We start from the raw sequence: 24,670 nt of genomic DNA, 5'->3' as shown, positions 1-24,670 counted from the left end.
CAATCGCGACACGCCCCATGTAAGCGGAACCGGGATGAAGCGGGCGTCTGCGCACGCGCGATCTCCAGGCGGGCGCGCCCGGGGAGCGCGGACGAACCCTTCGCTCAGGCGAACGCGTCGAGCAGGCCGATGCGGCTGGCCACGGCCGCCGTCGAGGCCATGTCCTGCACGTCGCCGGCATCGCCGGTGGCCGACGCCGCATCGCCATCGCCGTGCGCGTGGCCGTTGCCCTGGCTTTGCTGCTGCCCCACTTCGGCATGGCCCAGCGCCAGGCCATGCTGGGCCAGCATGTGATCGAGTTGCGGAAGGCCTTGCTGCACGGCGGCGACGGCGGCGGGGTGCTGCGCGCTGAACACCACGTCCACGCGGCCATGGCTCACGCTGAGTTTCACGTCGAGCGAACCCAGATCCTCCGGATGCAGACGCACCTTCGCCTGCTGCACGCCTTGCTGGCTTAGCCATACCACCTGCTGGCCGAGGTCGCCGGCAAAGCCGGCGCTGCCCGGCGACGACGACAACTGCAGCTGCGGCACGCTCGGCGCCGGCGCCGGCGTCGATGCCGTCAAGTTCGTCGCCGTCGCCAGCGTCAATGCATCCAGCGCGCGATCCTTGTGCGTGCCGGCGCTGGCTGGCGTGGCGGCTGCGGTGCCAAGCGCACTGGCCAGGCTGGCCATGGACGTGGCGGCGGGCGTGGCGGCGACGACCTGTCCGTCCTGCGCCATCGCCTGCAGCAAGGCGGCGGCCTTGCCGCGCCCCGCTGCGCCATCCCCCGACACCTTGTCGCCATCCGTGTCGGCAGCGCCATTGGCGGTGCCGGCGATCTGGCCGAGCATGGCAAGCATGCTGCCGGCCAACGAGGCGGCGGCATCGCTGCCGGGTTCGTCGGTTTTCGGCGCGGTCGCCGGTTTGGCCGCCGCCGCCGCGCCCGTGCCGGCAATCGCCGCCGACGCGGCCTGGGCCGTGGCAAGGGCGGCATCGATCAGGGCGGCATCCGTCGACGCGGCGCCGGCCGACGGCGTGGCCGGCGCGGACGCGTTGCTGGCGGCGGATGCCGTCGCAGGCGTGGCAACCGAGGACATGTTCGACTCCTGCGCGGATTTGCCCGCGGCATCGGCGTGGGATGCATCGCCCTGGCCGCCCGCATCCGGCCGGGTTGCGTTCGATGCGCCGGGCGCGTTCGCCGATGGCGGCGCATCGCTGGCCTGCGCGCTGCGCGCGGCCTGCAAGTGCTGGTCGAACGGCGTGAGCGCGGCATCGCTGCCCGGCGCGCTGGCGGGCGCGGCGAGCAGGACGGGTGGCGTAGGCATGGGGGGAAGTGCGGCGGGTGCGGGCATGGCAAAACTCCAGTGCGGGCGGCAGGCGCGGCGCTTCAGCGCGGCCGCCGATGCTGCATGCGTTCGTCGATCTCGGCTTGTTCGTGCCGCTCCTCGGCGCGGCGCTCGTGTTCCTGGTGGTGCGCGATCACCGTGTCCAGCGCGCTTTCGCGCGCATGCGCCTGTTGCCAGTGGTCGCGCACCTGGTCGAGGCGGCGATGCTGGCGGTTCACTTCGGCCACCTGCTGGGCGATCGCCTGGTCGATGCGCGCGACGAACTGCTGGCGATTGAGCAGCGCCGTGACGCTGACCGCGCCGGCGCCGGCCTCGGCGTATTCGCGCCGGTAGCGTTCCAGCTCGCCCAGCTGCTGCTCGGCCTTGGCCAGCGCCTGTTGCTGGATGGCCAGCCTCGCCAGCGCGTCCTCGGCTTTCTGGTGGGCCTGGTCGGCCGCCGGCTGCAAGCGCTTGGCACGCGAGTTCATGTGGTCACCCGTTCGGCGATGAGGGCGAGGCGCTCGACGGCGGCGGCCAGCGTCACCGGCTCGTCCACTTCCTGCTGCAGGAACTCGCGCAGCTGCGGCCACATCTCGATGGCCTGGTCGACCTGCGGGTCGGAACCTTTCTGGTAGGCGCCCACCGCGATCAGGTCGCGCTGCTGGCGATAGGCGGAGTAGACGCGGCGGAAGCGTTGCGCGTCCTGCAGCTGTTCGCGCGCCACCACCTGCGGCATCACGCGGCTGATCGAGGCCTCGATGTCGATGGCCGGGTAGTGGCCGGCCTCGGCGAGGTCGCGCGAGAGCACGATGTGGCCGTCCAGGATCGCGCGCGCGGCGTCGGCGATCGGGTCGTGGCGGTAGTCGTCGCCTTCGGTGAGCACGGTGTAGAACGCGGTGATCGAGCCCTTGCCCTCGGCGTCGTTGCCCGCGCGTTCCACCAGCGCCGGCATCATCGCGAACACCGACGGCGGATAGCCCTTGGTGGCGGGCGGCTCGCCGATCGCCAGCGCGATCTCGCGCTGCGCCTGGGCGTAGCGGGTCAGCGAATCCATCAGCAGCAGCACGCGCTGGCCGCGGTCGCGGAACCATTCGGCGATGGCGGTGGCGTATTGCGCGCCGCGCAGGCGCTTCAGCGGCGGCGCGTCGGCGGGCGCGGCCACGATCACCGCGCGGCGGCGGCCTTCCTCGCCCAGCGTGTGCTCGACGAATTCCTTCACCTCGCGCCCGCGTTCGCCGATCAGGCCCACCACCACCACGTCGGCGTTGGTGTAGCGCGTCATCATGCCGAGCAGGGTGGACTTGCCCACGCCGGAGCCGGCGAACAGGCCGATGCGCTGGCCGCGGCCCACGGTGAGCAGCGCGTTGATGGCGCGCACGCCCACGTCCAGCGGCGCGTCGATGGGCTTGCGCGCCATCGGGTTGATCGGTTCGTTCTTGAGCGCGGCGTGCTCGTCGAGGTCGAGCGGGCCGTCGCCGTCCAGCGGCAGGCCGTCGGCGCCGACCACGCGGCCCAGCAGGTGCGCGCCCACCGGCAGGCCGCCGCTGCGCGCGCAGGGGCGCACGCGCGCGTTCGGCAGCACGCCGTGCATGTCGCCCACCGGCATCAGCAGCAGGCGCTCGTCGGCGAAGCCCACCACTTCGGTTTCCAGTTCGCCGCCAACGGCGGTGTCGACCAGGCAGCGCGCGCCCAGCGCGGCTTCGCAGCCCTCGGCTTCCAGGGTCAGGCCGACCACGCGGCGCAGGCTGCCTTCCACGGTGAGCGTGTGCGCGGCTTCGGCACGCGTGGCCTGCCGCGCGATCTGGCGCTGCCAGCGTTCGCTCCGCGCGACCGGGTCGACGGCGGGAATCATGGTTCGCCGCCGTGCGGTTCGTCGGTTTCGCCGAGCACGGCCTCGGCCAGTGCGGCGAGCCGGGTTTCCACCCGTGCGTCCAGCCTCGAACGTTCACTCTCCAGCACGCAGTCGCCGCGCGCCAGCGTGGGGTCGGACTGCAGGCGCCAGTGCTTTTCGACCGCGCCCAGGCTTTGCAGCAGGACGAGATCCTGCGGATGCAGGCGCACGCGCAATTCGCGGGTGGCGGCCGGCAGCGCGCCGGCCGCTTCGCGCACGGCGCGCGCGACGAGTTCGGGCGACAGCTGCAGTTCGCGCGCGACCACGCGGCCGGCCACCACCATCGCCAGTTGCGTCAGCTCCCGCACCACCTGTTCGTCCAGCGCCTGCAGCGGGCGCGCCGCCGCTTCGCACACGGCGTCGAACTGCGCCAGGCGCTGCAGCAGCTCCTGCTGCGCCAGCGCACGCCCCTCGGCGAGCCCGGCGGCGCGGCCTTCGTCGCGCGCCTGCTGTTCCAGCGCCTCGAGGTCGCGCACGGTGGGTTGCGGCGGCAGCTCGTTCGCGGCCTGCGGCGCCGGGTCGGGCTCGTCGCCGACGTTGGGCAGCTCCCAGCGCTGGAAATCCGTGCCGGCATGGTGGATCGCGGCCGCCATCACACGTACTCATCCCCGCCGCCGCCGCCCAGGGTGATCTGGCCGGCGTCGGCCAGCTTGCGGGCGGCCGCCAGCACTTCCTTCTGCGCCGCGTCGACTTCGGAAAGGCGCACCGGGCCTTTCACTTCCAGGTCGTCGCGCATCATGTCGGCGGCGCGCTTGGACATGTTGGCGAAGATCTTTTCGCGGATCGAAGGCTCGGCGCCCTTCAACGCGGTGATGAGGATGCCCGACGGCACTTCGCGCAGCAGGGTCTGCATGCCGCGGTCGTCCAGTTCGGCTAGATCCTCGAACACGAACATCAGGTCTTCGATGCGGCTGCCCAGCGCGTTGTCGTGGCTGCGGATCGCCGTCATCAGCTCGGCCTCGCGGCTGCTGTCCATCGCGTTGAGGATGTTGGCGGCGGCCTTCAGCCCGCCCACGTTGGCGGACTTGAGTTTCTTGGTGTTGCCGTTGAACTGGCGCTCCATGATCTCGTCCAGCTCGTTCAGCGCGTGCGGCTGCACGCCGTCGAGGGTGGCGATGCGCATCACCGCGTCGCTGCGGGTGCGCGGTGGCAGGTAGCCGATCACCTCGGCGGCCTGGTCGGGCTCCAGGTGCGCCAGCACCAGCGCGATGATCTGCGGGTGCTCCTGGTTGATCATCTCGGCGATCGCGCGGCTCTCCATCCACTTCAGCGATTCCAGCCCCTTGCTGCTGCGGCCGAGCAGGATGCGGTCGATCAGGCCGCCGGCCTTGGTTTCGCCCAGCGCGTTGGTGAGGATCTTGCGGATGTATTCCTCGGTGCCGACGCCGAGCGAGGTCTGCATGCCCATGTCTTCGTCGAGCTTGTCGAGCACCTTCTCGACCTGCTCGCGCGACACGCTGGAAAGCCCCGCCATCGCGGTGCCGACCGATTGCACGTCGCGCGCGCTGAGGTGCTTGAGCACTTCGGCGGCATCCTGCTCGCCCAGCGTCAGCAGCAGGATGGCCGCACGCTGCGCGCCGGTGATGGGTGCGTCGTGGCGGTTAGTTGCCATCTTCGTTCACCCAGTTGCGGACGACTTGCGCCACCTGCTTGGAGTTTTCGCCCACCATGTGGCGGGCCTGCTCCACGCGCTGCTCGTAGACCCGCGAGGGCGTGGTGTCGATGCGCGCGGCATGCGCCGTCTGCTGGCCCAGTTGCTCGCGCGGCTGCGGCTCGTCGTCGCCCACGCGCACGGACACGCTGGGCAGCGGCGTCGGCAGGGCGGCGGCCCTTTCCGGCGCGCCGCGCAGCAGGCCCTTGAGCAACGGCCGCAGCAGGCCGAACGCCACCAGCAGCGCAACCAGGATGCCGGCGGCCTGCTTGATGAGATCCAGCATGCCGGGACGCTCCCACAGCGGCACCGACGGTTCGGCGTCCGGCGTGAGGTTGTGGTGGAACGGCTGGTTGATCACGCTGACGCTGTCGCCGCGCGTGGCGTCGAAACCCACCGCGTTCTTCACCAGATCCGTGAGGTGCTGCAGTTCCTGCGCGGTGAACGGCACCTCCTTCTGCGCGGCCTTTGCGCCGGCGGTGGCCGCGGCGCTTACCAGCTTGTCGTCCACCACCACCGCCACGGTGAGGCGATCGAGCCGTCCCGCCGGATCGCTGACGTGACTGATGGTGCGATCCAGCTCGTAGTTGCGCGTGGCGCTGCTGGAGCTGTCGCTGTCGCGGGCGGAGGAGGCCGCGGTGCTGCCCGGCGTGGCGGCCGTGCCGGCGTTGGGCTTGGCCGCAGTGGGCTGGGCCACCGTCTTCGGCGGCTGGTTGCTGAGCGCGCCGGGCACGTCGCCGGCGGCGCCGCCGCCGGTGCGCTGCTCGCTGCTGACCTGCTCGCTGCGCAGCGCGGGGTTGTCCGGGTTGTAGGTTTCGGTGGCTTTTTCGGTCTGGCTGAAATTCAGATCCGCGTTGACCTGCGCATGCACGCGACCGGGGCCGACCAGCGGGGTCAGCAGATCCTCGATGCGCTGGGCGTAGATGTTCTCGATGCGCGTGGCAAGGCGCAGGCGGTTGTCGCTGGTGCTGCCGGGCGCGTCGGCGTTGCTGGTGAGCAGTTGGCCCTGCTGGTCGACCACCGACACCTGGCCGGGATCCAGCCCCGGCACGCTGGACGCCACCAGGTGCACGATGGCCGCCACCTGCCCCGCATCCAGCGAACGGCCCTGATAGAGCGTGAGCAGCACCGAGGCGCTGGCTTCGTGGTTGTCGCGGATGAAGGCCGATGGCTTGGGCAGGGCCAGGTGCACGCGCGCGGCGCGCACGGATTGCAGCGAGGCGATGGTGGAGCCGAGGTCGTTCTCCAGCATCTGCTGGTAGCGCGTACGCTCGGCGAGGTCGCTCATGCCGAACGGCGAGTCGTTGGCCGACTGCGCGTCGAGCGCGACGCTGCCTTGCGGCAGGCCCTTGGACGCCAGTTGCAGCCGCAGCGCGCCGAGGTCGGCGGCCGGCACCATGATCGAGCTGCCGTCGTTGCTCAGCTTGTACGCCGTGCCGTTGGCCTGCAGCTCCTGCGTGATCGCGGCGGCGTCCTTCTGGTCGAGCCCCGCGTAGAGCAGGCCGTAGTTGGGCCCGCGCGACCACAGCACCACGGCCACGCCCAGCGCCACTGCGGCCGCCACCGCCACCAGCAGGATGAGCTGGCGCGCCGCGGGCGTGCGGGCGATCTGCTTGAAGGAGTCCAGGCGTACGCCGGCGTTGTCGCTGCCGGTCGTCGCGATGGCGTTGTCGGCCATGCTGATGCTCGTCGGTCAGGGTTGCTCGGTGATCGGGGCGCCGATCAAACCGACATGTTCATGATGTCCTGGTAGGCGCCTACCAGTTTGTTCTGCACCGCCACCGTCGTGCGCAGCGAGAGATCGGCCTTCTGCACGGCGATCATGGTCTTGGCGAGGTCGGCGCCGGGATCGCCGCGCTCGAAGCTCGCGGCCATGCGCCCCGCCTCCATCTGGGTGTCGCCCACCGCGGCGATGGACTGCCGCAGCAGCGTGGCGAAATCCGCCGGCCCGCCGCTCGGCCGCGCTTGCACCGCGGTTTCCGGCAGCCGCGTCTGCGCCGTCATCTGGCGCATCTGGGCGAGCAGGTTGTTGATGTCGATGGTGCTCATGGCGCGGCCCCACGGTGATGGATGGGAGACGGAATCCCGTCGCGAGACGGGCTCCGTCAAGGCAAATGCACGAGCCGTGCCATGGCTGTCGCGGTTGTGCTTCGGCTTTTGCGGCAGCGCATCCGGTGCGCGGAAGCCCTTGCGCCAGGGCATTCGCGCGCGAAGCGCTCCCGCGGACAGATGACGCTCAGGCCGCCATGCCGTTGGCCTGCAGGCCGTACTTGCGCAGCTTTTCCACCAGGGTGGTGCGCTGCATGTGCAGCAGGCGCGCCGCATGCGCCACCACGCCATCGGTGATGTCGAGCGCCTGGCGGATCAGCCCCACTTCGATGTCGGCGAGGTGATCCTTCAGGTCGATGCCCTCTTCGGGCAACAGGCGTTGCGCTTCGTCCACCGCCTGGAGGCCGATGGCGCCGATCACGGGATGCGGCGTTTCCATCAGCGCCAGCAGGGCTGCGCCGCGCACTTCCTCGCCGGCCGGCACGCGACGGTATTTCGGCGGCAGCTCGCTGGCGCGCACCTCGCCGTGCGGGCACAGGATCGCCATGCGCTCGACCAGGTTGGCCAGCTCGCGCACGTTGCCCGGCCAGGCATGCTCGCCCAGCGCCTGCATCGCGCCGGCGCTGAAGCGCGCCACGTCGAGGCCGCGGCGGACAAGGCGCTGGTTGAATTCGTCGATCAGCACCGGCAGGTCTTCCAGCCGCTCGCGCAGCGCGGGCAGCTCCAGCGGGAACACCGAGAGGCGGTAATACAGGTCTTCGCGGAAGCGGCCTTCGGAAATCGAGTTCTCCAGGTCGCGGTGGGTGGCGGCGATGATGCGCACGTCGCAGCGCTGGGTCTTGGTGCCGCCGACGCGCTCGTAGACGCGCTCCTGCAGCACGCGCAGCAGCTTCACCTGCATCGGCAGGCTCATGTCGCCGATCTCGTCGAGGAACAGCGTGCCGCCCTCGGCCAGCTCGAAGCGGCCCTTGCGCGCGCTGATGGCACCGGTGAAGGAGCCCTTCTCGTGGCCGAACAGTTCGCTTTCCAGCAGCTCGGCGGGGATCGCGCCGCAGTTGATCGCCACGAACGGCTTGTCGCGGCGGGCGGACTGCTCGTGGATGGCGCGCGCCACCATTTCCTTGCCGGTGCCGGATTCGCCCAGCACCAGCACGGTGGAATCGAACGGCGCCACCTGGCGGATCAACGCGTTCACGTGCACCATCGGCGCCGAATGGCCCACGAAGCGCAGCCCGCCGGTGTTGCCGCCGAGCAGGCGCGCATGGATGCCGCGCAGCGCCTCGGACACCTGCTCGTACAGCAGCGGAATATCCACCAGCGCCGCGCGCGGCGCGGCCGCCTTGACGTAATGCGCGGCCAGCGGCGCGTCGGCGGCCACCAGCATGGCCGCACGCTTCGCCGCGCTGCCGAGCAGACCCAGCTGGCGCTCCACCATGGCCTCGTCGCCGTCGCTCCCCACGTACACGCCTTGCCAGGCATGCGTGGCTTCTTCAACGCCCTGGCAATCCACCGCGCGCTGCGGGTGATAGCCGAGGAAGTGCAGCGCCGACATCACGGCCTCCGCACGAGTCGCGTTGGACTCGATGACGAGAAAATCGAATTTGTGCATGACCCCCGTTCCTTAACCCATCACGCACCCCTGGGCTCCCTGCGGGATACGTCGCTTCATCAGTGCCAGCTTTCCGTCACCGGCGTGCTGAACGACGAGCAACAACGAGGCCAACTTTGACGGCTTGCACGACAACAAAACGTCAATGGCGACGAATTCACGGCACCCTCACGCAAGCCGCATGACACGGGCGCATGTAACGCCCCATGTAAACACATGCCATGTATGGCTTTTTGCCGAAGCGGACGACGGAGCCGCGCTCGGCCGGTTTCCTGCCATGTGCGCAGGGAGAATTTTCTGGCGGTTTTCGCATACGTGATGCGCGTCACATATGACGCCGAGGCCTTAGCCAACTTGCTGACGCGCGCCTGCCACTTTGCGTCGGTGATGGCGAAACACGAGCCGCTCAATCGCGTCACTCGTGGCATCGCCGTGCAAGGTGAACTCCACGAAGCTTCGACCATCGTCCAGCGTGCGCGAGACGCGCGCCGGCAGTTCCAGCGGCAGGCTGCGGCAGGCATCGAAGCGCATGCGCAGCAGCATGCCCTCGCCTTTCGGCACCAGCGCGGTCGGCAGCACCGCGCCCACGGCGTTGAAGCGCAGCGTCTGGCGCGGCGGCAGCGAGGTATCGGGCGCGAGCATCTGGTTGACGATTTCCACCAGCGCGGTGAGCTTGACGTCCATCCGCAGGATTTCCTGCATCAGGGGGCTTTCCTCGTCGCCGTGGTCGGTGCGGCGCTCCTCCAGCGAAGCCAGCATCGCCAGCACGTTCGCATTGCGCTCGGCCAGCCGTTGCAACACCTCCGGCGAAGGCGGCCACTCCAGCGGCTTGCAATCGGCGTGCAGCAATTCCTCGCTGCTGAGACGTTGCTCGAATTCATTCCACTGGCTGGCTGTCATGTCGGCTCCGCATGCGCTTTCCGGGCCGGACTGGCCCAAGGATCGCCCGACCGCAGCAAGATGCTCGCCAAGCGAACGTGGAACAGGCGTGACGGCGCCGCAGGGAAACCCGCAGCACCGCCGAAATCCTTGCTCGCCTCCTCCGGCACGCTGCGGGCCGCCCGCGCGGATTCGCCTAGCGGGCCAGATCGACGTAGGTGCGCAATGCCTGGTGCGCGTGGCCATGCTTGACCAGCGCGTTGGCGATTTCGGCGCGCGCACGCGCGGCCAGGCTCAGCATTTCCTCGTTGCACGCCAGCAACTGCTGCAACAGCTCGCGGGTGCGCATGTCGCGCGGGTGGGACGCGCGCAGCAGCGGCGCGCGCTCCACCTCCATCCGCGGCAGTTTGTCCCAGTCGCCTTCGCGCGCGGCGGCCAACATCGCGTTGCTAACCTCAAGGGCACGTTCCAGCATGGCGTACTCTCCACTCACGCTTGCCCTCCGGCACGGCTGGCGAGATAGGCATCGCGGATGCCATTCCAGCCCTTGCGCACCGGTTCGAGCAGGCCGATGCACTCGGCCAACGCACGGTCGTCGTTGTTCAATTGCGCGAACAACAAACGGCGGTTGATGTAGTCGTAGAGCGCGTCGAGGCGCCCGGCCAGCGAGCCGCCGGCCTCGTGGTTCAGGCTGGCGCGCAGTTCGCCCACGATGGCCACGGCCTTGGTCACCACGGCGCCCTTGGCGGATACGTCGCCGTGGCGCAGGTGCGCGCGCGCCTGCGCGATGCGCTCGATGGCGCCGTCAAGCAGCATGGCGATCAGCTTGTGCGGGTCGGCGTCTTCCACCCGCCCCGCGACGCTGGTCTGCTGGTACATCGCACTGGCCTGACGCATGTAAGCGTTCGTCATGGGCCGGCCTCCTTATTTCTTCGAAGAATTGCTTCCGATCAACGCATCCAGCTGGGTAGTCAGGTAACTGCTGGTGTTGTTGAGCGAGGACATCAGCGTGTCCAGCGCGGTGTACTGCTGGCGCAGCTGCGTCGCGTACGTGTTCATGCGCGCGGTGAGATCGGCCGATTCCTGGGTCAGGTTGGTGAGCTGCTTCTGGATGCTGTTGGTGCGCGAAGTGATGATGCCGTTGCCGGAAGTGAAGCTGTCCAGCACGTTGTTGAGCACGGTGGCGTAGCCGTTGGTGCCGGCGAACAGGTTCTGCACCGCACTGGGGTTGCTCTGCAGCGCAGTGTTCAGGGTGCCGCTGTTCACCGTCAGCGTGCCGTCGGCGTTGCGTGCGATGCCCAGGGCCGCCAGCGAGCCGATGCTGTTGCCCGCCACGCTGTTGCTGAGCACGCTGTTGATCTGCCGCTGCACCGACATCAGCGTGGAGTCGCCCAGCAGCACGCCGGCCTGCTTGCTGTCGGGGTCGTAGCTGTTGAGCGTGGCGACCGTGCTCACGTAGCTGTTGTAGGCGCTGACGAAGTCGTTCACCGCGCTGGTCACCGCGCTGGTGTCCTGGCTCACCGTCAGGGTGGTGGTGCCGGTGCCGGTGAGGTTCAGCGTGACGCCGTTCAGCACGCCGCTCACCGAATTGCTGGCGCTGGTGGCCGCGATGCCGTTGATGCTCAGGCTGGCGTCGCTGGCCTCGTGGCTGCCCGCCGTGTTCAGGGTGGTGGCCAGCGCGGAGAGCCCGCTGCTGCTGTCGTCGCCCGCGCTCACGGTGAAGCCGTTGGCCACGCCGGTCTTGGTGGAGGTGAGCAGCAACTGCGCGCCGCCAGAGCCGTAGATGACGGTGGCCTGCACGCCGGGGTTGCTGGTGGACTGGTTGATCGACGTGGCGATGGTGCTGATCGAGTCGGTGGCCCCCACCGTGATGTCCATCGACTTGCCGCCGACGCTCACCGTCAAAGTTCCGGCGCCCACCGCCGTACCCGTGGCGTAGGCGCCGCTGGTGCGCGACTGCGCGGTGGCGAGATGATCCACCTCCACGCTGTAGGTGCCCGGTTGCGCATTGGGCAGCGTGGTCGCCGAGCCCATCGCCGTGTTGCCCAGCGTGGCCGCATAGGTGTTGTAGGTGATGCTGCTGGACAGGGCGCTCAGCGTGGACTGGATGGAGCTGAGCGAGCTGCTCAGCGCGGTCAGTCCGGCCTCCTGCGACTGCAGCTGCGTGGTCTGATTGCTGATCTGCTGCGCCGGGCCCGCCTGCTTGGCGTTGACCAGTGCAGTGATGATGGCGTCCACGTCCAGACCCGACCCGACGCCCGCCGAGCTGAGCAGCGCGGACGTGCCCAGGCTGGTGGTGTTTCCGCTCGTACCACTGGTGCCGCCGGTCGTACCGCCGGTCGTGGTGCCCGTCGTGGTGGTGCCGATGCTGGGGATGGAGGTCATGGAATGGCGTCCCGTGCTTGTTGCCCCCTGCGCGCGAGGGGTCGAAGGTTGCAGGCAAGACCCGCGCCAATGGCGCAAACAGGCCGACAACCCCGCTTGAGCGTTTTTCGGCGCCTGCACCGCATTCTTGAGCCGTCAAATGTCTGGCACGGAACGTGCGCCGCTCCGGCGGCCGGCGGCCAGCCGCTATTGCAGCAGCCGGAGCGCGCCCTGCGGCTGGGCATTGGCCTGGGCCAGCACCGAGATGCCCGCCTGCTGCAGCACCTGCGCCTGGCTCAGCCGCGCCGTTTCCGCCGCGAAGTCCGCGTCCTGGATCGTCGACTGCGACGCCTGCAGATTGGTGGTCTGCGCCGACACCGTGGCGATGGTGGACTGGAAGCGGTTCTGCACCGCGCCCAGTTGCGCCGCGAAGTCGCTCACCGAGGTCAACGCCACGTCGATCCGCGAGATCAGCGCGTTGGCGTCGCTCACCGTCTTCACGTCGCCGCCGTCCAGCGAACCGGTCGCCGCGATCGCCGTGCCGTCGGTATACGCCCCGGTCGCCGTGCCCGTGCCGCTGGTCGCGCCCGTCCCGGTGATCTTCGCCGCTGCGCCGTTACCTTTCGCGGAACCCGAGGCAATCGAACCGGCGTCCGTGACCTTGAAGCTGCCCGCCGAGAAGATGCTCACGCCGCCGTTGCCGTCCACCGCCGCGCTCACGTTGCCGCTCAGCGCCGCGTTGATCGCGTCGGACACGTCCTGCGAGCTGCTCGCCGTACCGGCCAGGGTCACCGAACCCGTGGTCACGCCGTCGGCACCGGTGTACGCCACGGTGAGCTTGCTCAGATCCAGCGTCTGCGCGGCCGTGCCCGTGCCGCTGCTCACGAAGGCGCCGCTCAGGTTCACCGAGTCGAAGCTCGACACCGAGCCCAGCGCCGAGGCCTTCACGCTGGTGTTCAGGCTCACGCTGATCGTCTGGCCCACGTCCGCGCCCACCTGGAAGCTCTTGGTGCCCAGCGAGCCGTCCAGCACGTTCGAGCCGTTGAACGTGGTCTGGTTCGCGATGCGGGTGATTTCCTGCAGGCGCTGCTGCACTTCGTTGTCGATCGACGCGCGGTCGTCCGAGGTGTACGTGCCGTTGGCCGACTGCACCGCCAGGTCGCGGATCGCCTGCAGGTTCGCCGTCACCTGATCCAGCGCGCTGCCTGCCGTCTGCGCCAGGTTGATGGCATCCGACGCGTTCGCGCTCGCCTGGTTCAGGCCGCCGATCTGCGTGGTGTAGCGCTGCGCGATCGCGTAACCCGCCGCGTTGTCCGCCGCGCTGTTGATCTTCAGGCCCGACGACAGGCGTTCCGTGGCCGTGGCCAGCGCGCCCTGCGACTTCGTCAGGTTGTTCTGCGCCTGCAGCGAAGAAATATTGGTGTTGACGACCAATGCCATGAAGATCCCCCGGGGGGAGCGGCCAATGCAGGAAGCTTCAACCGCCCGCAGCCGCGCCTCGCGGACATGGCGTCATCGCCGATCCGAAGCATCGGGGCCGGATCGCCCGGCAAAGCCCACGCCTGTCGCATGGGCTTTGCCCGGAACCCGAGGCGGCGGCGCCCGTTGCGGCGCCGCCACCGGAAAGCGAAACCGGCCGCGGATTTCCCGCGGCCGGCCTGTTTGTCGCCTGTTACTGCAGGAGCTTCAGCGCCAGCTGCGGGTTGGAGTTGGCCTGGGCCAGCACCGAGATGCCTGCCTGCTGCAGCACCTGCGCCTGGCTCAACCGCGCCGTTTCCGCCGCGAAGTCCGCGTCCTGGATCGTCGACTGCGACGCCTGCAGGTTGGTGGTCTGCGCCGACACCGTGGCGATGGTGGACTGGAAGCGGTTCTGCACCGCGCCCAGTTGCGCCGCGAAGTCGCTCACCGAGGTCAACGCCACGTCGATCCGCGAGATCAGCGCGTTGGCGTCGCTCACCGTCTTCACGTCGCCGCCGTCCAGCGAACCGGTCGCCGCGATCGCGGTGCCGTCGGTATACGCCCCGGTCGCCGAACCCGTGCCGCTGGTCGCGCCCGTCCCGGTGATCTTCGCCGCCGCGCCATTGCCCAGCGCGGAACCCGAGGCCACCGAACCGGCGTCCGTGACCTTGAAGCTGCCCGCCGAGAAGATGCTCACGCCGCCGTTGCCGTCCACCGCCGCGCTCACGTTGCCGCTCAGCGCCGCGTTGATCGCGTCGGACACGTCCTGCGAGCTGCTCGCCGTACCGGCCAAGGTCACCGAACCCGTGGTCACACCATCGGCACCGGTGTACGCCACGGTGAGCTTGCTCAGATCCAGCGTCTGCGCCGCCGTGCCGGTGCCGCTGCTCACGAACGCGCCGCTCAAGTTCGCCGAGTCGAAGCTCGACACCGAGCCCAGCGCCGAGGCCTTCACGCTGGTGTTCAGGCTCACGCTGATCGTCTGGCCCACGTCCGCGCCCACCTGGAAGCTCTTGGTGCCCAGCGAGCCGTCCAGCACGTTCGAGCCGTTGAACGTGGTCTGGTTCGCGATGCGGGTGATTTCCTGCAGGCGCTGCTGCACTTCGTTGTCGATCGACGCGCGGTCGTCCGAGGTGTACGTGCCGTTGGCCGACTGCACCGCCAGGTCGCGGATCGCCTGCAGGTTCGCCGTCACCTGATCCAGCGCGCTGCCCGCCGTCTGCGCCAGGTTGATGGCATCCGACGCGTTCGCGCTCGCCTGGTTCAGGCCGCCGATCTGCGTGGTGTAGCGCTGCGCGATCGCATAGCCAGCCGCGTTGTCCGCCGCGCTGTTGATCTTCAGGCCCGACGACAGGCGTTCCGTGGCCGTGGCCAGCGCGCTCTGCGACTTCGTCAGGTTGTTCTGCGCCTGCAGCGAAGAAATATTGGTGTTGATGACCAGTGCCATGGGGTGTCTCCTAAGGAATTCGGTCTTGAAGCTGTCGGATACGTTCTCCGGCGGTGCTCCAGACCGGAGTGCCAACCGCCTCAGGGGGAGTTTCGGCGCTGGCACGGGCTTCTTGAGGCATATTTTTGGTTGGCACGGATCGTGCGCGCGCCCGGCCGGCCGCCGTGACCGGCCGCACGCTTGGCATCATGCTTGCTGACATGCCTGCATGTCGGCCACGGCCGACGATAAGTTGACGACCACGGGTTGGCTGGCTCCAACCGACGCACCGGGATTCCGTATCGATGCAGACAACAGAAGAGCGTCTCGCGCAGAACCACGCCGAATTCCAGACGCTGCTCGACCACATGGAAGCGGCCATCGATGCCGGCGATTTCAATGCGGCGATCAGCCACGCCCGCGTAGCCGCCACGCTGGCGTGGCAGCGCAGTTGCGGCATCTTTGCCTCGCCGCGGCTCGAATCCCTGCTCGCACGCGTGGGGCAGGCACTGCCGCCCGGCCCGCCGCGCAGCCCGCGGACGGACGGCCGCCGCCGCGTGCTGACCATCATGTCGCAGGGCTACGACACCGGCGGCCACACCCGGCTGGCCTGCCAGTGGATGGCGCTGGACAGGAACTCCACCCATACGCTGGTGCTCAGCCAGCAAAACACGATACCCGTGCCCGACATGGTCAGCGACATGGCCAGGCGGGGGCAGATCACGCTGGTGGTGCTGGAGGACGATTCCAGCACGAAGCGCATCGCCGCCCTGCGCAGGCTGCTGAGCGACGCCGATGCCGTGGTGCTGCAGATCCACCCGAACGACCCGCTGCCGGTGGCGGCGCTGGCGGGCATGGAATCGCCGCCACCGGTGCTGCTCGACGACCATGCCAACCACGTGTTCTGGATCGGCGCCAGCGTCACCAACCTGCTGGTGTCCCTGCACGCGGACGGCATGCGCATCGCCACCGAGCGCCGCGGCATACCCCGCAGCCACATGGCCGCGCTGCGCCCCGCCATCGAGTACCCGTCGATAGACCCGGCACGCGCGGGCGATATCCGCGCGCGCCACGGCATACCGCCCGACGCGCCGCTGCTGGTGTCCTGCGGCGCCCCCTACAAGTACATCCCCATCGAAGGACAATCGCTGGCCGGCCTGCTGGCGCCGGTGCTGGCCGAGCGCACGGATGTCCACCTGCTGCTGATCGGCCCGCGCTACGACCCGCCCGGCACCAGTCTCGCAGCGGACTATCCGGATCGGGTGCACCTGGCGGGCTTCGTCTCCGACGTGGACGAGCTGTTCACCACCTACGCCGCCTGCGACGTCTATCTCGACTCCTTTCCGTTCGCCTCCGGCAGCGCGTTCCACGAAGCCATCTCGATCGGCAAGCCTGCCCTGAAATACGCCCCGCAGGCATGGAGCGACTGCGGCTACACCATCAACTCGGCCTCGCTCCCCGAACTGCTCTACCTCGCGCGCGATGCCGACGAATTCCGCAGCCGCCTGTACGAGTTGCTCGATTCGCCGGCGCTGCGCGAATCCCACGGCCGCATGCTGGCCAGCATCGCATGCACCTACCACGACAAGGCCGACTACCAGGGGCAGGTCGATGCCCTGTACATGCGCGCCGCGCGCACCTCGCTGATCGAGATCGATCCGGAGATCGCGGCACAGCGCGTGGAACTGCTCGACACCCTGCTCGACCGGCTGGGCGACAACCGCATGGCCGCCGTCCGCGCGGAAGGCGGCGGCGCCAAGTCCACCCCGCTGGAAGCGCTGTCCGTGGAGGAGCAGTACCGCCGCTGGCTGGACGCGCAGGTGCTGCCGCCGGCCCGCGCGGCGGCGGCGGCCGCCCGCCTGGCGGATACGCCGTGTACCTTCCACGTGCTGGTCATCAACGCCGCCGGTGACGACACCCTGCTGGCGCGCACCCTGGATTCGCTGCTGGCGCAGTCCTGGCCGGCGGCCGCGCTCACCGTGCTCGGCGATGCCGGCGGCCCGCTGCCGGACGGCATCGCTGTCGAACCCGTGGGCGACGGCTGGATCGCCGCGATCAACCGGATCGCCGAGGCCGGCGCGACGACCTGGGCGCTGGCGCTGCAGGCGGGCGACACCTTGAGTCCCGATGCCCTGCTGCTGCTGGCCGACCTGGCCAACGCGCAACCGGGGCTGGCCTGCTGCTACGCCGACGAGGACAGCCTGCAGGACGACGGCCCGGCCGCGCCGATCTTCAAGCCGGATCTCAGCCTCGACCTGCTGCGCAGCTACCCGTACACCGGCAGCCTGCTGGCCATGCGCCTGGCCTCGCTGCAGGCGGCCGGCGGCCTGCAGGAGCAGGCGGGCGAGCTGGCCGGCCACGACTTCATCTTCCGCTGCATCGAGCAGTTCGGCCTGGCCTCCGTGGGGCATCTGGCCGAGGTCGTCCACCATGCCGCCACGCCCTTCGCGCAATGGCTGGGCAGCCCGGCGGTGGCGGAGCAATCGGGGCCGGTGGTGTCGCGGCACCTCGACCGCCTCGGCATCCCCCACCAGTTGCTGCCCGGCGTGCTGCTCGGCTCCCAGCGCGTCGTCTACCTGCACGACCGCCAGCCGCCGGTGTCCATCATCATCCCCACGCGCGACCAGCTGCCGATGCTCAACGGCCTGATCGACAGCCTGCTGGCCAAGACCAGCTACAAGAACTACGAGCTGCTGATCGTGGACAACGACAGCCGCGACCCGGCCGCCTGCGCCTACCTGGACGGCATCGAGCGCCTCGACAATCCGCAGCTGCGCGTGCTGCGCTGGCCGCATCCGTTCAACTACTCCGCGATCAACAACTTCGCCGCCGCGCAAGCGCGCGGCGAATACCTGATCCTGCTCAACAACGACACCGCCGTGCTGCACGCGGACTGGATCGAGGCGCTGCTCAACCACGCGCAGCGCCCCGAAGTGGGCATCGTCGGCGCCAAGCTGCATTTCCCCGACGGGCGCATCCAGCACGGCGGCGTGCTGCTGGGCATGAACGGCCCCGCCGAACACCCGTTCGTGGGCCTGGCGATGGACGCGCCGGGCTACATGCACCGCCTGCAGGTGGATCAGAACTACACCGCCGTGACCGCCGCCTGCATGATGATCCGCAAGTCCGTGTACGAGGAAGTCGGCGGCCTGGACGAGCGGGATTTCAAGGTTTCCTACAACGACGTCGACCTCTGCCTAAAGGCGCAACAGGCCGGCTACCTCACGGTGTGGACGCCCTACGTGCGGCTGATGCACGAGAGCAACGCCAGCCAGAAAGTCTCCGACAGGACGGCGCTGGCGACCAACCTCGTCCGCTTCAGGGGCGAGCAGGCGGCGATGTACCGCAAGTGGCTGCCGCTGCTGGCGCGCGACCCCGCCTACAACCGCAACCTGGGCCTGGCGCCGCCCGGCTTCGACCTCGACCCGGTTCGCGCCCTGGCCTGGCAGCCGCTCGCGCAACCGGCGCTGCCGCGCCTGTTCTGCATCGCCGCCGACGAAACCGGCTGCGGCCACTACCGCGTGATGCAGCCCTATCTCTCCATGCAGCGCGAGGGCGTGGCCGAAGGCATGATCGCCTCCGCGCACATGCCGCCCGTGCTGCTGGAGCGCTTCGCGCCCACCAGCCTGGTGCTGCAGCGACAATACACCGACGCCCAGCTCGAGACGATGCGCGGCTACCGCGACTTCAGCCGCGCGTTCAAGGTGTACGAACTGGACGACTACATGCCCAACGTGCCGCTGAAGAGCGTGCACCGCGCGCACATGCCCAAGGACATCATGAAGTCGCTGCGCAAGGCCATGTCGCTCGTCGACCGCTTCGTGGTGTCCACCGCGCCGCTGGCCGAGGCGTTTGCCGGCCTGCACGACGACACCCGCGTGGTGCCCAACCGCCTGCCGGTGGATTGGTGGGGCGACCTGCGCAGCGAACGCCGCAAGGGCGCCAAGCCGCGCGTGGGCTGGGGCGGCGGCAGCAGCCATCGCGGCGACCTGGAGCTGATCGCGGATGTGGTGCGCGACCTCGCCAACGAGGTGGAATGGGTGTTCTTCGGCATGTGCCCGGAGAAACTTCGTCCCTACGTGCACGAATTCCACACCGGCGTGCCGATCGGCCAGTACCCGGCCAAGCTGGCCTCGCTCGACCTCGACCTCGCGCTGGCGCCGCTGGAAGACAACCTGTTCAACGCCTGCAAGAGCAACCTGCGCCTGCTCGAATACGGCGCCTGCGGCTTCCCGGTGGTATGCAGCGACATCGTCTGCTATCGCGGCGAGCTGCCGGTGACGCGCGTGCGCAACCGCTTCAAGGAGTGGGCGGACGCGATCCGCATGCACCTCGCCGATCTCGATGCCACCGCACGCATGGGCGACGCATTGCGCGACGCCGTGCACCGCGACTGGATGCTCACGGGCGACGACCTCGTCGCATGGCGCGACGCGTGGCTGCCGGATTGAGCGTGCCGGCCGTCGTCGTGCCGGCTTCTTGTCCGTCATCCCGGCAACAGCGTTCTTGCTCGTCATCCCTGCGCAGGCCGGACAAGCGCTTCGCGCGCAGAACGCCCGCAGGGCGGCCCCGAAGGGGCGAGCGCAGCGAGTCATCCAGTGACCATGAGGCGTGACCGGGCATGATCGTCGCTGGATCCCGGCCTGCGCCGGGATGACAGGCAAAATCGGCGACGGTTTTTTGACCACCAACACGGGGCAATGCAAGACTGCGTAACAGCGTTTCGGGATCGTCCGCCACGACACATACGGCTGGACGCAGCCATGCAGGCCGTCGCATGCGGTTGGCCGGAAAATTGCAGCTTCCATCGGAAATTCCACCACAGGGGCACAGCAAAACCATGGTCACCATCGAAGAGTTCATCGGGCAGTTCCTCGACGCCGTCGATTTCCAGAACCCCGTCGAAGTCACCCCCGACACCAAGCTGGCCGACCTGCCGGAATGGGATTCGCTTTCCGCGCTGGCGACGATCGTGTTGTTCGACACCGAATACGGCAAGGTCATCGTCGGCCCCGACCTGGAGAAATGCGCAACGGTCGGCGACGTGTACGCCCTGGCGGGGTAAGGCCATGAGCCAGTCCACTCTGCGCAACGTGCGCTTCGCCGGCATGGCCACCTGCGTGCCGAAGCGGGTGTTCCACAACATCGACGACGCGCCGCCCAAGATCCGCTCGGAGCGCGAACGCCTGACCCGCAACATCGGCATCTACACGCGCCGCCTGTGCCCGAACTGGCAGGCTTTTTCCGACCTGGCCTTCGAGGCCACGGAAAAGCTGCTGGCCGAACTGAAGTGGGACAAAGCCGACGTCGATGCGCTGATCGTCGTCAGCCAGTCGCCGGACTACCTGATCCCGGCCACGGCGATCATCCTGCAGGATCGCCTGCAGTTGCCGCAGACCACGATCGCCTTCGACGTCAACCTGGGTTGCTCCGGCTACCCGTTCGGGCTGCACCTGCTCGGCAGCATGATCGCCGCGGGCGCCATCAAGAAAGGCCTGCTGCTGTGCGGCGACCGCGCCGGCCAGGAGAAGGATCCGCTGTTCTCCGACGCGGGCACGGCGACGGCGCTGGAATTCGACGCCGGTGCGCCGCCGATGCACTTCGACCTGAACAGCGACGGCAGCGGCTACCGGGCCATCATGCTGCCCGTGGGCGGCCAGCGCGAGCCGGTGTCGATCAACCACCTCATCGCGCACCGCGACGAGGGCGGCTACTGGCGCAGCGCGATGGATCTGATCCTGGACGGCCCGGCCGTGCTGAGCTTCTCCACCCAGCGCGTGCCGCCGGCGGTGGAGAAACTGCTCGACCACGTCGGCATGGACAAGGACGAGATCGACTATTTCGTCTTCCACCAGGCCAACCGGATGATCAACGAAACCATCCGCAAGAAGCTCCGCCTGCCGGAAGAGAAGGTGCCGAGCACGCTGCACGATTTCGGCAACACCAGCGGCGCATCGCTGCCGGTGACGATGACGGCGCGCCTGCGCGACACCCTCGCGCAGGGCAGGCACCGCCTGCTGCTGTGCGGCTTCGGCATCGGCCTGTCCTGGGGCACGGCCATCGTCGACATCGAGTCCGGCGTCTTTCCCGAACTGATCGAGGCGTGAGCGTGGACGCCGCGGATCCGTTCTCGCTGGAGGGCAAGCGCGTCCTGGTCACCGGCGCCTCCTCCGGCATCGGCCGGCAGGTCGCCATCGCCTGCGCGCAGATGGGCGCGCAGCTCGTCGTCAGCGGACGCAACGGCGAGCGGCTGGCGGCGACGCTGGCCGAGCTGGAGGGCGAAGGCCATGCCGCCGTCGCAGCGGATCTGTCCCGGCAGGAAGACATCGACCGCCTCGCCGGCGAAGCCGGCGTCGTCGACGGGCTGGTGCACGCCGCCGGCATTTCCAGGCTCGTACCGTTCCGGATGATCTCGCGCACGCAGCTGGACGAGATGTTTTCCAGCAACGTCTACGCGCCGATGCTGCTGAGCAAGGCTTTGCTGGCGAAAAAGCGCATCGCCGCCAACGGCTCGATCCTGTTCATCTCGGCACTGGCTTCGCATGTCGGCCCGCTGGCCACCGGCGCGTACTCGGCCAGCAAGGCGGCGCTGCTCGGCGCCATGCGCACGCTGGCGCTGGAAGTGGTCAAACAGGGCATCCGCGCCAACTGCATTGCACCGGGTTACGTGCGCACGCCGATGCTGGACAGCCTGAACCAGGGCGGCGGCAGCATCGACGAACACGCGAAACTGACGCCACTCGGCCTGGGCGAACCGGAAGATGTCGCCTACGCCACCGTGTTCTACCTCTCCGACGCCAGCCGCTGGATCACGCGCAACTACTTCATCGTCGATGGCGGATTGACCGTGCCGATGGACATCTACGCATGAGCAATCCCGCGCACAAGGCATTCTCGCTGGCCGGCAAGACCATCCTGGTGACCGGCGCCTCGTCCGGCCTGGGGCGGCAGATCGCCCTCACCTGCGCGCAGCGCGGCGCGCGGCTGGTCGTCACCGGCCGCCATGCCGCGCGCCTGCAGGAAACGCTCGACCAACTGGCCGGCATGGGACACGTACAGGTGGTAGCCGACCTGACTTGCGCCGAAGACCGCGAACGCCTTGCGCAGGCCGTCACGGACATCGACGGCCTGGTGCTGTGCTTCGGCGGGCAGATGCTTTCGCCCATCCGCCAGCTCAGGGAAGCCTTGATGACGGCGATGTACCAGACCCATTTCCTCGCCCCGGTGATGCTGACCCAGCGCCTGTTGCAGGCCAATGCCATCGCGAAGCAGGGCTCCATCGTGTTCATGCTGTCCACTTCGGCGCACATCGGCACGCGCGGCGTGGGGCCCTACTCGGCGATGAAATCCGCGCTGCTCGGCATCATCCGCTGCCTCGCCATCGAACTGGCTCCCCGCAAGGTGCGCGTCAACGGCATTTCGCCGTCAGTGATTCCCACGCCCCGGCTCTGGGGCGACGACAACGAGCAGAACGAGCCGCTGAAGAAGGAGCGCGCGCGCCACCCGCTGGGGCTGGGCACGCCGCAGGACGTCGCCAACGGCGCGGTCTACCTGCTGTGCGACGCCAGCCGCTGGGTGACCGGCACCAGCCTGGTCATGGACGGCGGGGCGGTGCTCTGATGCAGCGCGTGCTCATCATCGGCGCGGGCGGCTGGGGGCGAGAGGTGCTGCACCAGATGACGCACGACGACGCCGGGCACGAGGTGCACTGGGTCGTCGACGGCTTCCTCGACAGCCGCGCGCACATCCTCGACGGCTACGACGTGGGCGTGCCCATCGTCGGCGATCCGATGACCTACGTGCCGCAGCCCGGCGACGTGTTCGTCTGCGCCCTGGGCGATCCGCACGAACGCCTCAAGTACACCCGGCCGCTGCTCGACAGGGGCGGCATGTTCATCTCGATCCACACGCAATCCTTCCTGAGTTCGCGCGTGCAAATCGGACAGGGCTGCCTGCTGGGACATTGGGTGCATGCCGGCCCGGACGTGCATATCGGCGACTTCGCCAACATCCAGGCATTGAGCATGCTGGGGCACGACGTGCATATCGGCCGGTACGCGCACGTCGGCGCGCAGGTGTTCATGGGCGGCGGCGTGCGCATCGGCGACTTCGCCGTCGTGCACCCGCGCGCGACGATCCTGCCCGGCGTGGCCGTCGGCGACAACGCCGTGGTTGGGGCCGGTTCCGTCGTGCTGAAGGACGTGCCCGCCGGCGCCACCGTGTTCGGCAATCCGGCCAAGGTCATTTTCCAGAAGGGCGAGTGAGGGACGGACGGCCATGCGTTCGAGGATGCATCCGAAGTACTACCTGTCGCAGGACATCTTCGAGCGCGAGCAGGCGAAGATTTTCCGCAAGGTCTGGCTGTTCGCCGGGCTGAAGACGATGCTGCCGAAGCACAACGCCTTCATCACCCGGAGGATCTGCGGCATTCCGGTCGTCATCCAGAACTTCGACGGCGAAATCCGCGCCTTCGAGAACGTCTGCCTGCATCGCAACGCGCTGATCCAGCATGGCGTCGCGGGCTGCCGCCCGCTGGCCTGCCCCTACCACGCCTGGCTGTACGGCGAGCACGGCGAGGTGAAGAACATCCCCGACTGTCGCAGCACCTACCTGATCAGCCAGTCCGAGCAGCGGAAGATGAAGTTGCACCAGTTCGCCCTGCACGCCATCGGCAACGTGCTCTTCATCAACATGGACGAGCACCCGTTCCCGATCGAGGATCAATTCCCGCCCCATGTCATCGACATGCTGGAAAGCAGCTCGAACCTCTACGACGGCGAGGTGATGCTCACCACCTTCCACTGCAGGTTCAACTGGAAGCTGGCCTACGAGAACCTGCGCGACGCCAACCATCCGCACTACGTGCACCGCAACAGCCTGGCCCAGGACGTGAGTTTCTATCCTGTCGTCAACACGGAACAGGCCGCAGAAGGCCTGCAACCCCTGGCGGACACCAGCCCCGCGGCGATGCGATCCGAGATGAAGCGCTTCAGCATGGCCGCCGCCGAGGCGCCGCTGCCGCATCCGAAACGCCTGCCGTTCCACGACATGGTCGAACGCTGGGGGGATCAGGACGCCTACTTCAACTGGCTGGCCTTTCCGAACATGCATATCGCCAGCCCGAACGGCGGCTACTCCTTCACGCTGGAGCACCACATTCCGATCGCGCCCGACCGCACCGATCTTGAAATCTACTGGTTCACCGCGCGCAAGAAGAAGCCGTATGCGTTTTCGAGCTGGAGCCTTCTGTCGCACATGCACGGCAGCCGGCTGGTGACGGGCGAGGACATCGACATCATGGAACGGGTGCAGGCCGCACTGCACGAGCATGCCCCTCTGCCCACGCAAGGCGCCTACGAATTCCAGAACCGCCTGGTCGAGCGCTGGTACACCACGCTGATGGAGGGCGACCATGAAATCTAGGTGGGTGGTGGGCGGCGGCATCTGCCTCGAACAGGTCGTCAGCACCTGGACGCGCATGTTTCCGCAGGAAAGCGTGCAGCGGATCGAACTGCTGCCTGGCGACGACTACAGCTTCGACCTGCACGTGCTGGACGCGCTCGACCCTTCACAGGGCACGATGTTCGTGGCCTTCGACGAGCGCTTCGGCAACTTCAAACGCATGGAGCTGATGCAGTCCGCAATGGCGCGCGGCTTCAAGCTGGAGCCTTTCGTCGCGCCGTCCGCCATCGTACCGCCGGACGCAACCATCGGCCCCAACGCCTTCGTCGGCGAGGGAGTGGTGATGGGCATCGGCTGCCGCATCGACTTCAACGCCGTCGTCCGCGATGGCGCCAGGCTGGGCGCGAACGTGCATTTGCGCTCCTCCTGCTGGCTGGAAACCGGTGTGATGGTGGGTGACGGCGCGGAGATCGGCGCGCACTGCATCCTGCGCATGGGTGCCATCGTCGCACCGCATACCAAGGTCGGACGGCACTGCGAGCTGGGCTGGCCCCGACTCTACGAGGGAGACATCGCCTCGCGAACGGTATTCGACACCCGTTACCCGGAGCCAATCCACGTCTACGGGGATTGA

General features: G+C 68.6%; 22 protein-coding genes. 8 read left to right on the top strand and 14 right to left on the bottom strand.

Annotated elements, in window-relative coordinates; translation table 11 throughout:
* Positions 1–104 precede the first annotated feature (104 nt).
* From ACZ5Z2_RS02665 to ACZ5Z2_RS02600, 14 genes are all read right to left on the bottom strand, one after another.
* Positions 105–1,307 (bottom strand): flagellar hook-length control protein FliK, encoded by a 1,203-nt coding sequence (locus ACZ5Z2_RS02665; RefSeq protein ID WP_464760430.1) that lies wholly within the window; start codon positions 1,305–1,307, stop codon positions 105–107.
* Between the two features lie 62 nt (positions 1,308–1,369).
* Positions 1,370–1,795 carry a flagellar export protein FliJ gene (fliJ, locus tag ACZ5Z2_RS02660; protein WP_464760429.1) on the bottom strand — a complete coding sequence of 142 codons (426 nt, stop codon included), beginning with the start codon at positions 1,793–1,795 and terminating at the stop codon, positions 1,370–1,372.
* Positions 1,792–3,159, bottom strand: coding sequence for a flagellar protein export ATPase FliI (fliI, locus tag ACZ5Z2_RS02655; protein ID WP_464760428.1), 1,368 nt, complete (start codon positions 3,157–3,159; stop codon positions 1,792–1,794). Before fliI ends, fliJ begins: the two co-directional genes overlap by 4 nt.
* The gene (locus ACZ5Z2_RS02650) at positions 3,156–3,791 is read right to left on the bottom strand and encodes a FliH/SctL family protein (protein ID WP_464760427.1); all 636 of its coding nucleotides are present in this window, start codon (positions 3,789–3,791) and stop codon (positions 3,156–3,158) included. Before ACZ5Z2_RS02650 ends, fliI begins: the two co-directional genes overlap by 4 nt.
* A complete protein-coding gene (fliG, locus tag ACZ5Z2_RS02645) occupies positions 3,791–4,783 on the bottom strand; it encodes a flagellar motor switch protein FliG (RefSeq protein WP_464761652.1) in 993 nt (330 codons plus the stop codon). Before fliG ends, ACZ5Z2_RS02650 begins: the two co-directional genes overlap by 1 nt.
* Before the next feature lie 16 nt (positions 4,784–4,799).
* The gene (fliF, locus tag ACZ5Z2_RS02640; protein ID WP_464760426.1) at positions 4,800–6,527 is read right to left on the bottom strand and encodes a flagellar basal-body MS-ring/collar protein FliF; all 1,728 of its coding nucleotides are present in this window, start codon (positions 6,525–6,527) and stop codon (positions 4,800–4,802) included.
* A gap of 44 nt (positions 6,528–6,571) precedes the next feature.
* Entirely contained in the window at positions 6,572–6,898 is a 327-nt protein-coding gene (fliE, locus tag ACZ5Z2_RS02635; protein WP_464760425.1) for a flagellar hook-basal body complex protein FliE, read from the bottom strand.
* Between the two features lie 187 nt (positions 6,899–7,085).
* Entirely contained in the window at positions 7,086–8,507 is a 1,422-nt protein-coding gene (locus tag ACZ5Z2_RS02630) for a sigma-54 interaction domain-containing protein (RefSeq protein ID WP_464760424.1), read from the bottom strand.
* A 345-nt stretch (positions 8,508–8,852) separates the two neighbouring features.
* Positions 8,853–9,407, bottom strand: a complete 555-nt coding sequence (locus ACZ5Z2_RS02625) for a PilZ domain-containing protein (RefSeq protein WP_464760423.1) — start codon at positions 9,405–9,407, stop codon at positions 8,853–8,855.
* 175 nt (positions 9,408–9,582) lie between these two features.
* The gene (locus ACZ5Z2_RS02620) at positions 9,583–9,861 is read right to left on the bottom strand and encodes a flagellar protein FliT (protein ID WP_464760422.1); all 279 of its coding nucleotides are present in this window, start codon (positions 9,859–9,861) and stop codon (positions 9,583–9,585) included.
* Positions 9,862–9,875: 14 nt separating this feature from the next.
* A complete protein-coding gene (fliS, locus tag ACZ5Z2_RS02615) occupies positions 9,876–10,298 on the bottom strand; it encodes a flagellar export chaperone FliS (RefSeq protein ID WP_464760421.1) in 423 nt (140 codons plus the stop codon).
* A 12-nt stretch (positions 10,299–10,310) separates the two neighbouring features.
* Entirely contained in the window at positions 10,311–11,771 is a 1,461-nt protein-coding gene (gene fliD, locus ACZ5Z2_RS02610) for a flagellar filament capping protein FliD (protein ID WP_464760420.1), read from the bottom strand.
* Between the two features lie 186 nt (positions 11,772–11,957).
* A complete protein-coding gene (locus tag ACZ5Z2_RS02605) occupies positions 11,958–13,190 on the bottom strand; it encodes a flagellin N-terminal helical domain-containing protein (protein WP_464760419.1) in 1,233 nt (410 codons plus the stop codon).
* A 232-nt stretch (positions 13,191–13,422) separates the two neighbouring features.
* Positions 13,423–14,655, bottom strand: coding sequence for a flagellin N-terminal helical domain-containing protein (locus ACZ5Z2_RS02600; RefSeq protein WP_464760418.1), 1,233 nt, complete (start codon positions 14,653–14,655; stop codon positions 13,423–13,425).
* Between the two features lie 284 nt (positions 14,656–14,939).
* Between ACZ5Z2_RS02600 and ACZ5Z2_RS02595 the strand changes: the two genes are divergently transcribed.
* The 8 genes from ACZ5Z2_RS02595 to ACZ5Z2_RS02560 all read left to right on the top strand — a co-directional run bounded on the left by ACZ5Z2_RS02595 (position 14,940) and on the right by ACZ5Z2_RS02560 (position 24,670).
* Positions 14,940–19,085, top strand: coding sequence for a glycosyltransferase (locus ACZ5Z2_RS02595; RefSeq protein WP_464760417.1), 4,146 nt, complete (start codon positions 14,940–14,942; stop codon positions 19,083–19,085).
* Positions 19,086–19,474: 389 nt separating this feature from the next.
* On the top strand, positions 19,475–19,699 hold the full coding sequence (locus ACZ5Z2_RS02590; protein ID WP_464760416.1) for an acyl carrier protein: 225 nt from the start codon (positions 19,475–19,477) through the stop codon (positions 19,697–19,699).
* Positions 19,700–19,703: 4 nt separating this feature from the next.
* Complete coding sequence (locus ACZ5Z2_RS02585; protein ID WP_464760415.1) at positions 19,704–20,741, top strand: ketoacyl-ACP synthase III; 1,038 nt, start codon at positions 19,704–19,706, stop codon at positions 20,739–20,741.
* 2 nt (positions 20,742–20,743) lie between these two features.
* A complete protein-coding gene (locus ACZ5Z2_RS02580) occupies positions 20,744–21,505 on the top strand; it encodes an SDR family NAD(P)-dependent oxidoreductase (protein ID WP_464761651.1) in 762 nt (253 codons plus the stop codon).
* Complete coding sequence (locus ACZ5Z2_RS02575; protein WP_464760414.1) at positions 21,502–22,254, top strand: SDR family NAD(P)-dependent oxidoreductase; 753 nt, start codon at positions 21,502–21,504, stop codon at positions 22,252–22,254. Before ACZ5Z2_RS02580 ends, ACZ5Z2_RS02575 begins: the two co-directional genes overlap by 4 nt.
* Positions 22,251–22,898, top strand: coding sequence for an acetyltransferase (locus ACZ5Z2_RS02570; protein WP_464761650.1), 648 nt, complete (start codon positions 22,251–22,253; stop codon positions 22,896–22,898). Before ACZ5Z2_RS02575 ends, ACZ5Z2_RS02570 begins: the two co-directional genes overlap by 4 nt.
* A gap of 13 nt (positions 22,899–22,911) precedes the next feature.
* Positions 22,912–24,057 carry an aromatic ring-hydroxylating oxygenase subunit alpha gene (locus tag ACZ5Z2_RS02565; RefSeq protein WP_464760413.1) on the top strand — a complete coding sequence of 382 codons (1,146 nt, stop codon included), beginning with the start codon at positions 22,912–22,914 and terminating at the stop codon, positions 24,055–24,057.
* Positions 24,047–24,670 (top strand): LbetaH domain-containing protein, encoded by a 624-nt coding sequence (locus ACZ5Z2_RS02560; RefSeq protein WP_464760412.1) that lies wholly within the window; start codon positions 24,047–24,049, stop codon positions 24,668–24,670. The genes ACZ5Z2_RS02565 and ACZ5Z2_RS02560 overlap by 11 nt, the downstream gene beginning before the upstream one ends.

Source organism: Rhodanobacter sp. G1, from assembly GCF_055397855.1.
The sequence above is the reverse complement of the archived record's forward strand: the minus strand, read 5'-3'. Positions and strand labels throughout refer to the sequence as shown.

Bases quoted from the DNA above. Each gene is read 5' to 3' on its own strand.
- ACZ5Z2_RS02665 (WP_464760430.1), bottom strand. From the start codon at position 1,307: ATGCCTACGCCACCCGTCCTGCTCGCCGCGCCCGCCAGCGCGCCGGGC.
- fliJ (WP_464760429.1), bottom strand. From the start codon at position 1,795: ATGAACTCGCGTGCCAAGCGCTTGCAGCCGGCGGCCGACCAGGCCCAC.
- fliI (WP_464760428.1), bottom strand. From the start codon at position 3,159: ATGATTCCCGCCGTCGACCCGGTCGCGCGGAGCGAACGCTGGCAGCGC.
- ACZ5Z2_RS02650 (WP_464760427.1), bottom strand. From the start codon at position 3,791: ATGGCGGCCGCGATCCACCATGCCGGCACGGATTTCCAGCGCTGGGAG.
- fliF (WP_464760426.1), bottom strand. From the start codon at position 6,527: ATGGCCGACAACGCCATCGCGACGACCGGCAGCGACAACGCCGGCGTA.
- fliE (WP_464760425.1), bottom strand. From the start codon at position 6,898: ATGAGCACCATCGACATCAACAACCTGCTCGCCCAGATGCGCCAGATG.
- ACZ5Z2_RS02630 (WP_464760424.1), bottom strand. From the start codon at position 8,507: ATGCACAAATTCGATTTTCTCGTCATCGAGTCCAACGCGACTCGTGCG.
- ACZ5Z2_RS02625 (WP_464760423.1), bottom strand. From the start codon at position 9,407: ATGACAGCCAGCCAGTGGAATGAATTCGAGCAACGTCTCAGCAGCGAG.
- ACZ5Z2_RS02620 (WP_464760422.1), bottom strand. From the start codon at position 9,861: ATGCTGGAACGTGCCCTTGAGGTTAGCAACGCGATGTTGGCCGCCGCG.
- fliS (WP_464760421.1), bottom strand. From the start codon at position 10,298: ATGACGAACGCTTACATGCGTCAGGCCAGTGCGATGTACCAGCAGACC.
- fliD (WP_464760420.1), bottom strand. From the start codon at position 11,771: ATGACCTCCATCCCCAGCATCGGCACCACCACGACGGGCACCACGACC.
- ACZ5Z2_RS02605 (WP_464760419.1), bottom strand. From the start codon at position 13,190: ATGGCATTGGTCGTCAACACCAATATTTCTTCGCTGCAGGCGCAGAAC.
- ACZ5Z2_RS02600 (WP_464760418.1), bottom strand. From the start codon at position 14,655: ATGGCACTGGTCATCAACACCAATATTTCTTCGCTGCAGGCGCAGAAC.
- ACZ5Z2_RS02595 (WP_464760417.1), top strand. From the start codon at position 14,940: ATGCAGACAACAGAAGAGCGTCTCGCGCAGAACCACGCCGAATTCCAG.
- ACZ5Z2_RS02590 (WP_464760416.1), top strand. From the start codon at position 19,475: ATGGTCACCATCGAAGAGTTCATCGGGCAGTTCCTCGACGCCGTCGAT.
- ACZ5Z2_RS02585 (WP_464760415.1), top strand. From the start codon at position 19,704: ATGAGCCAGTCCACTCTGCGCAACGTGCGCTTCGCCGGCATGGCCACC.
- ACZ5Z2_RS02575 (WP_464760414.1), top strand. From the start codon at position 21,502: ATGAGCAATCCCGCGCACAAGGCATTCTCGCTGGCCGGCAAGACCATC.
- ACZ5Z2_RS02565 (WP_464760413.1), top strand. From the start codon at position 22,912: ATGCGTTCGAGGATGCATCCGAAGTACTACCTGTCGCAGGACATCTTC.
- ACZ5Z2_RS02560 (WP_464760412.1), top strand. From the start codon at position 24,047: ATGAAATCTAGGTGGGTGGTGGGCGGCGGCATCTGCCTCGAACAGGTC.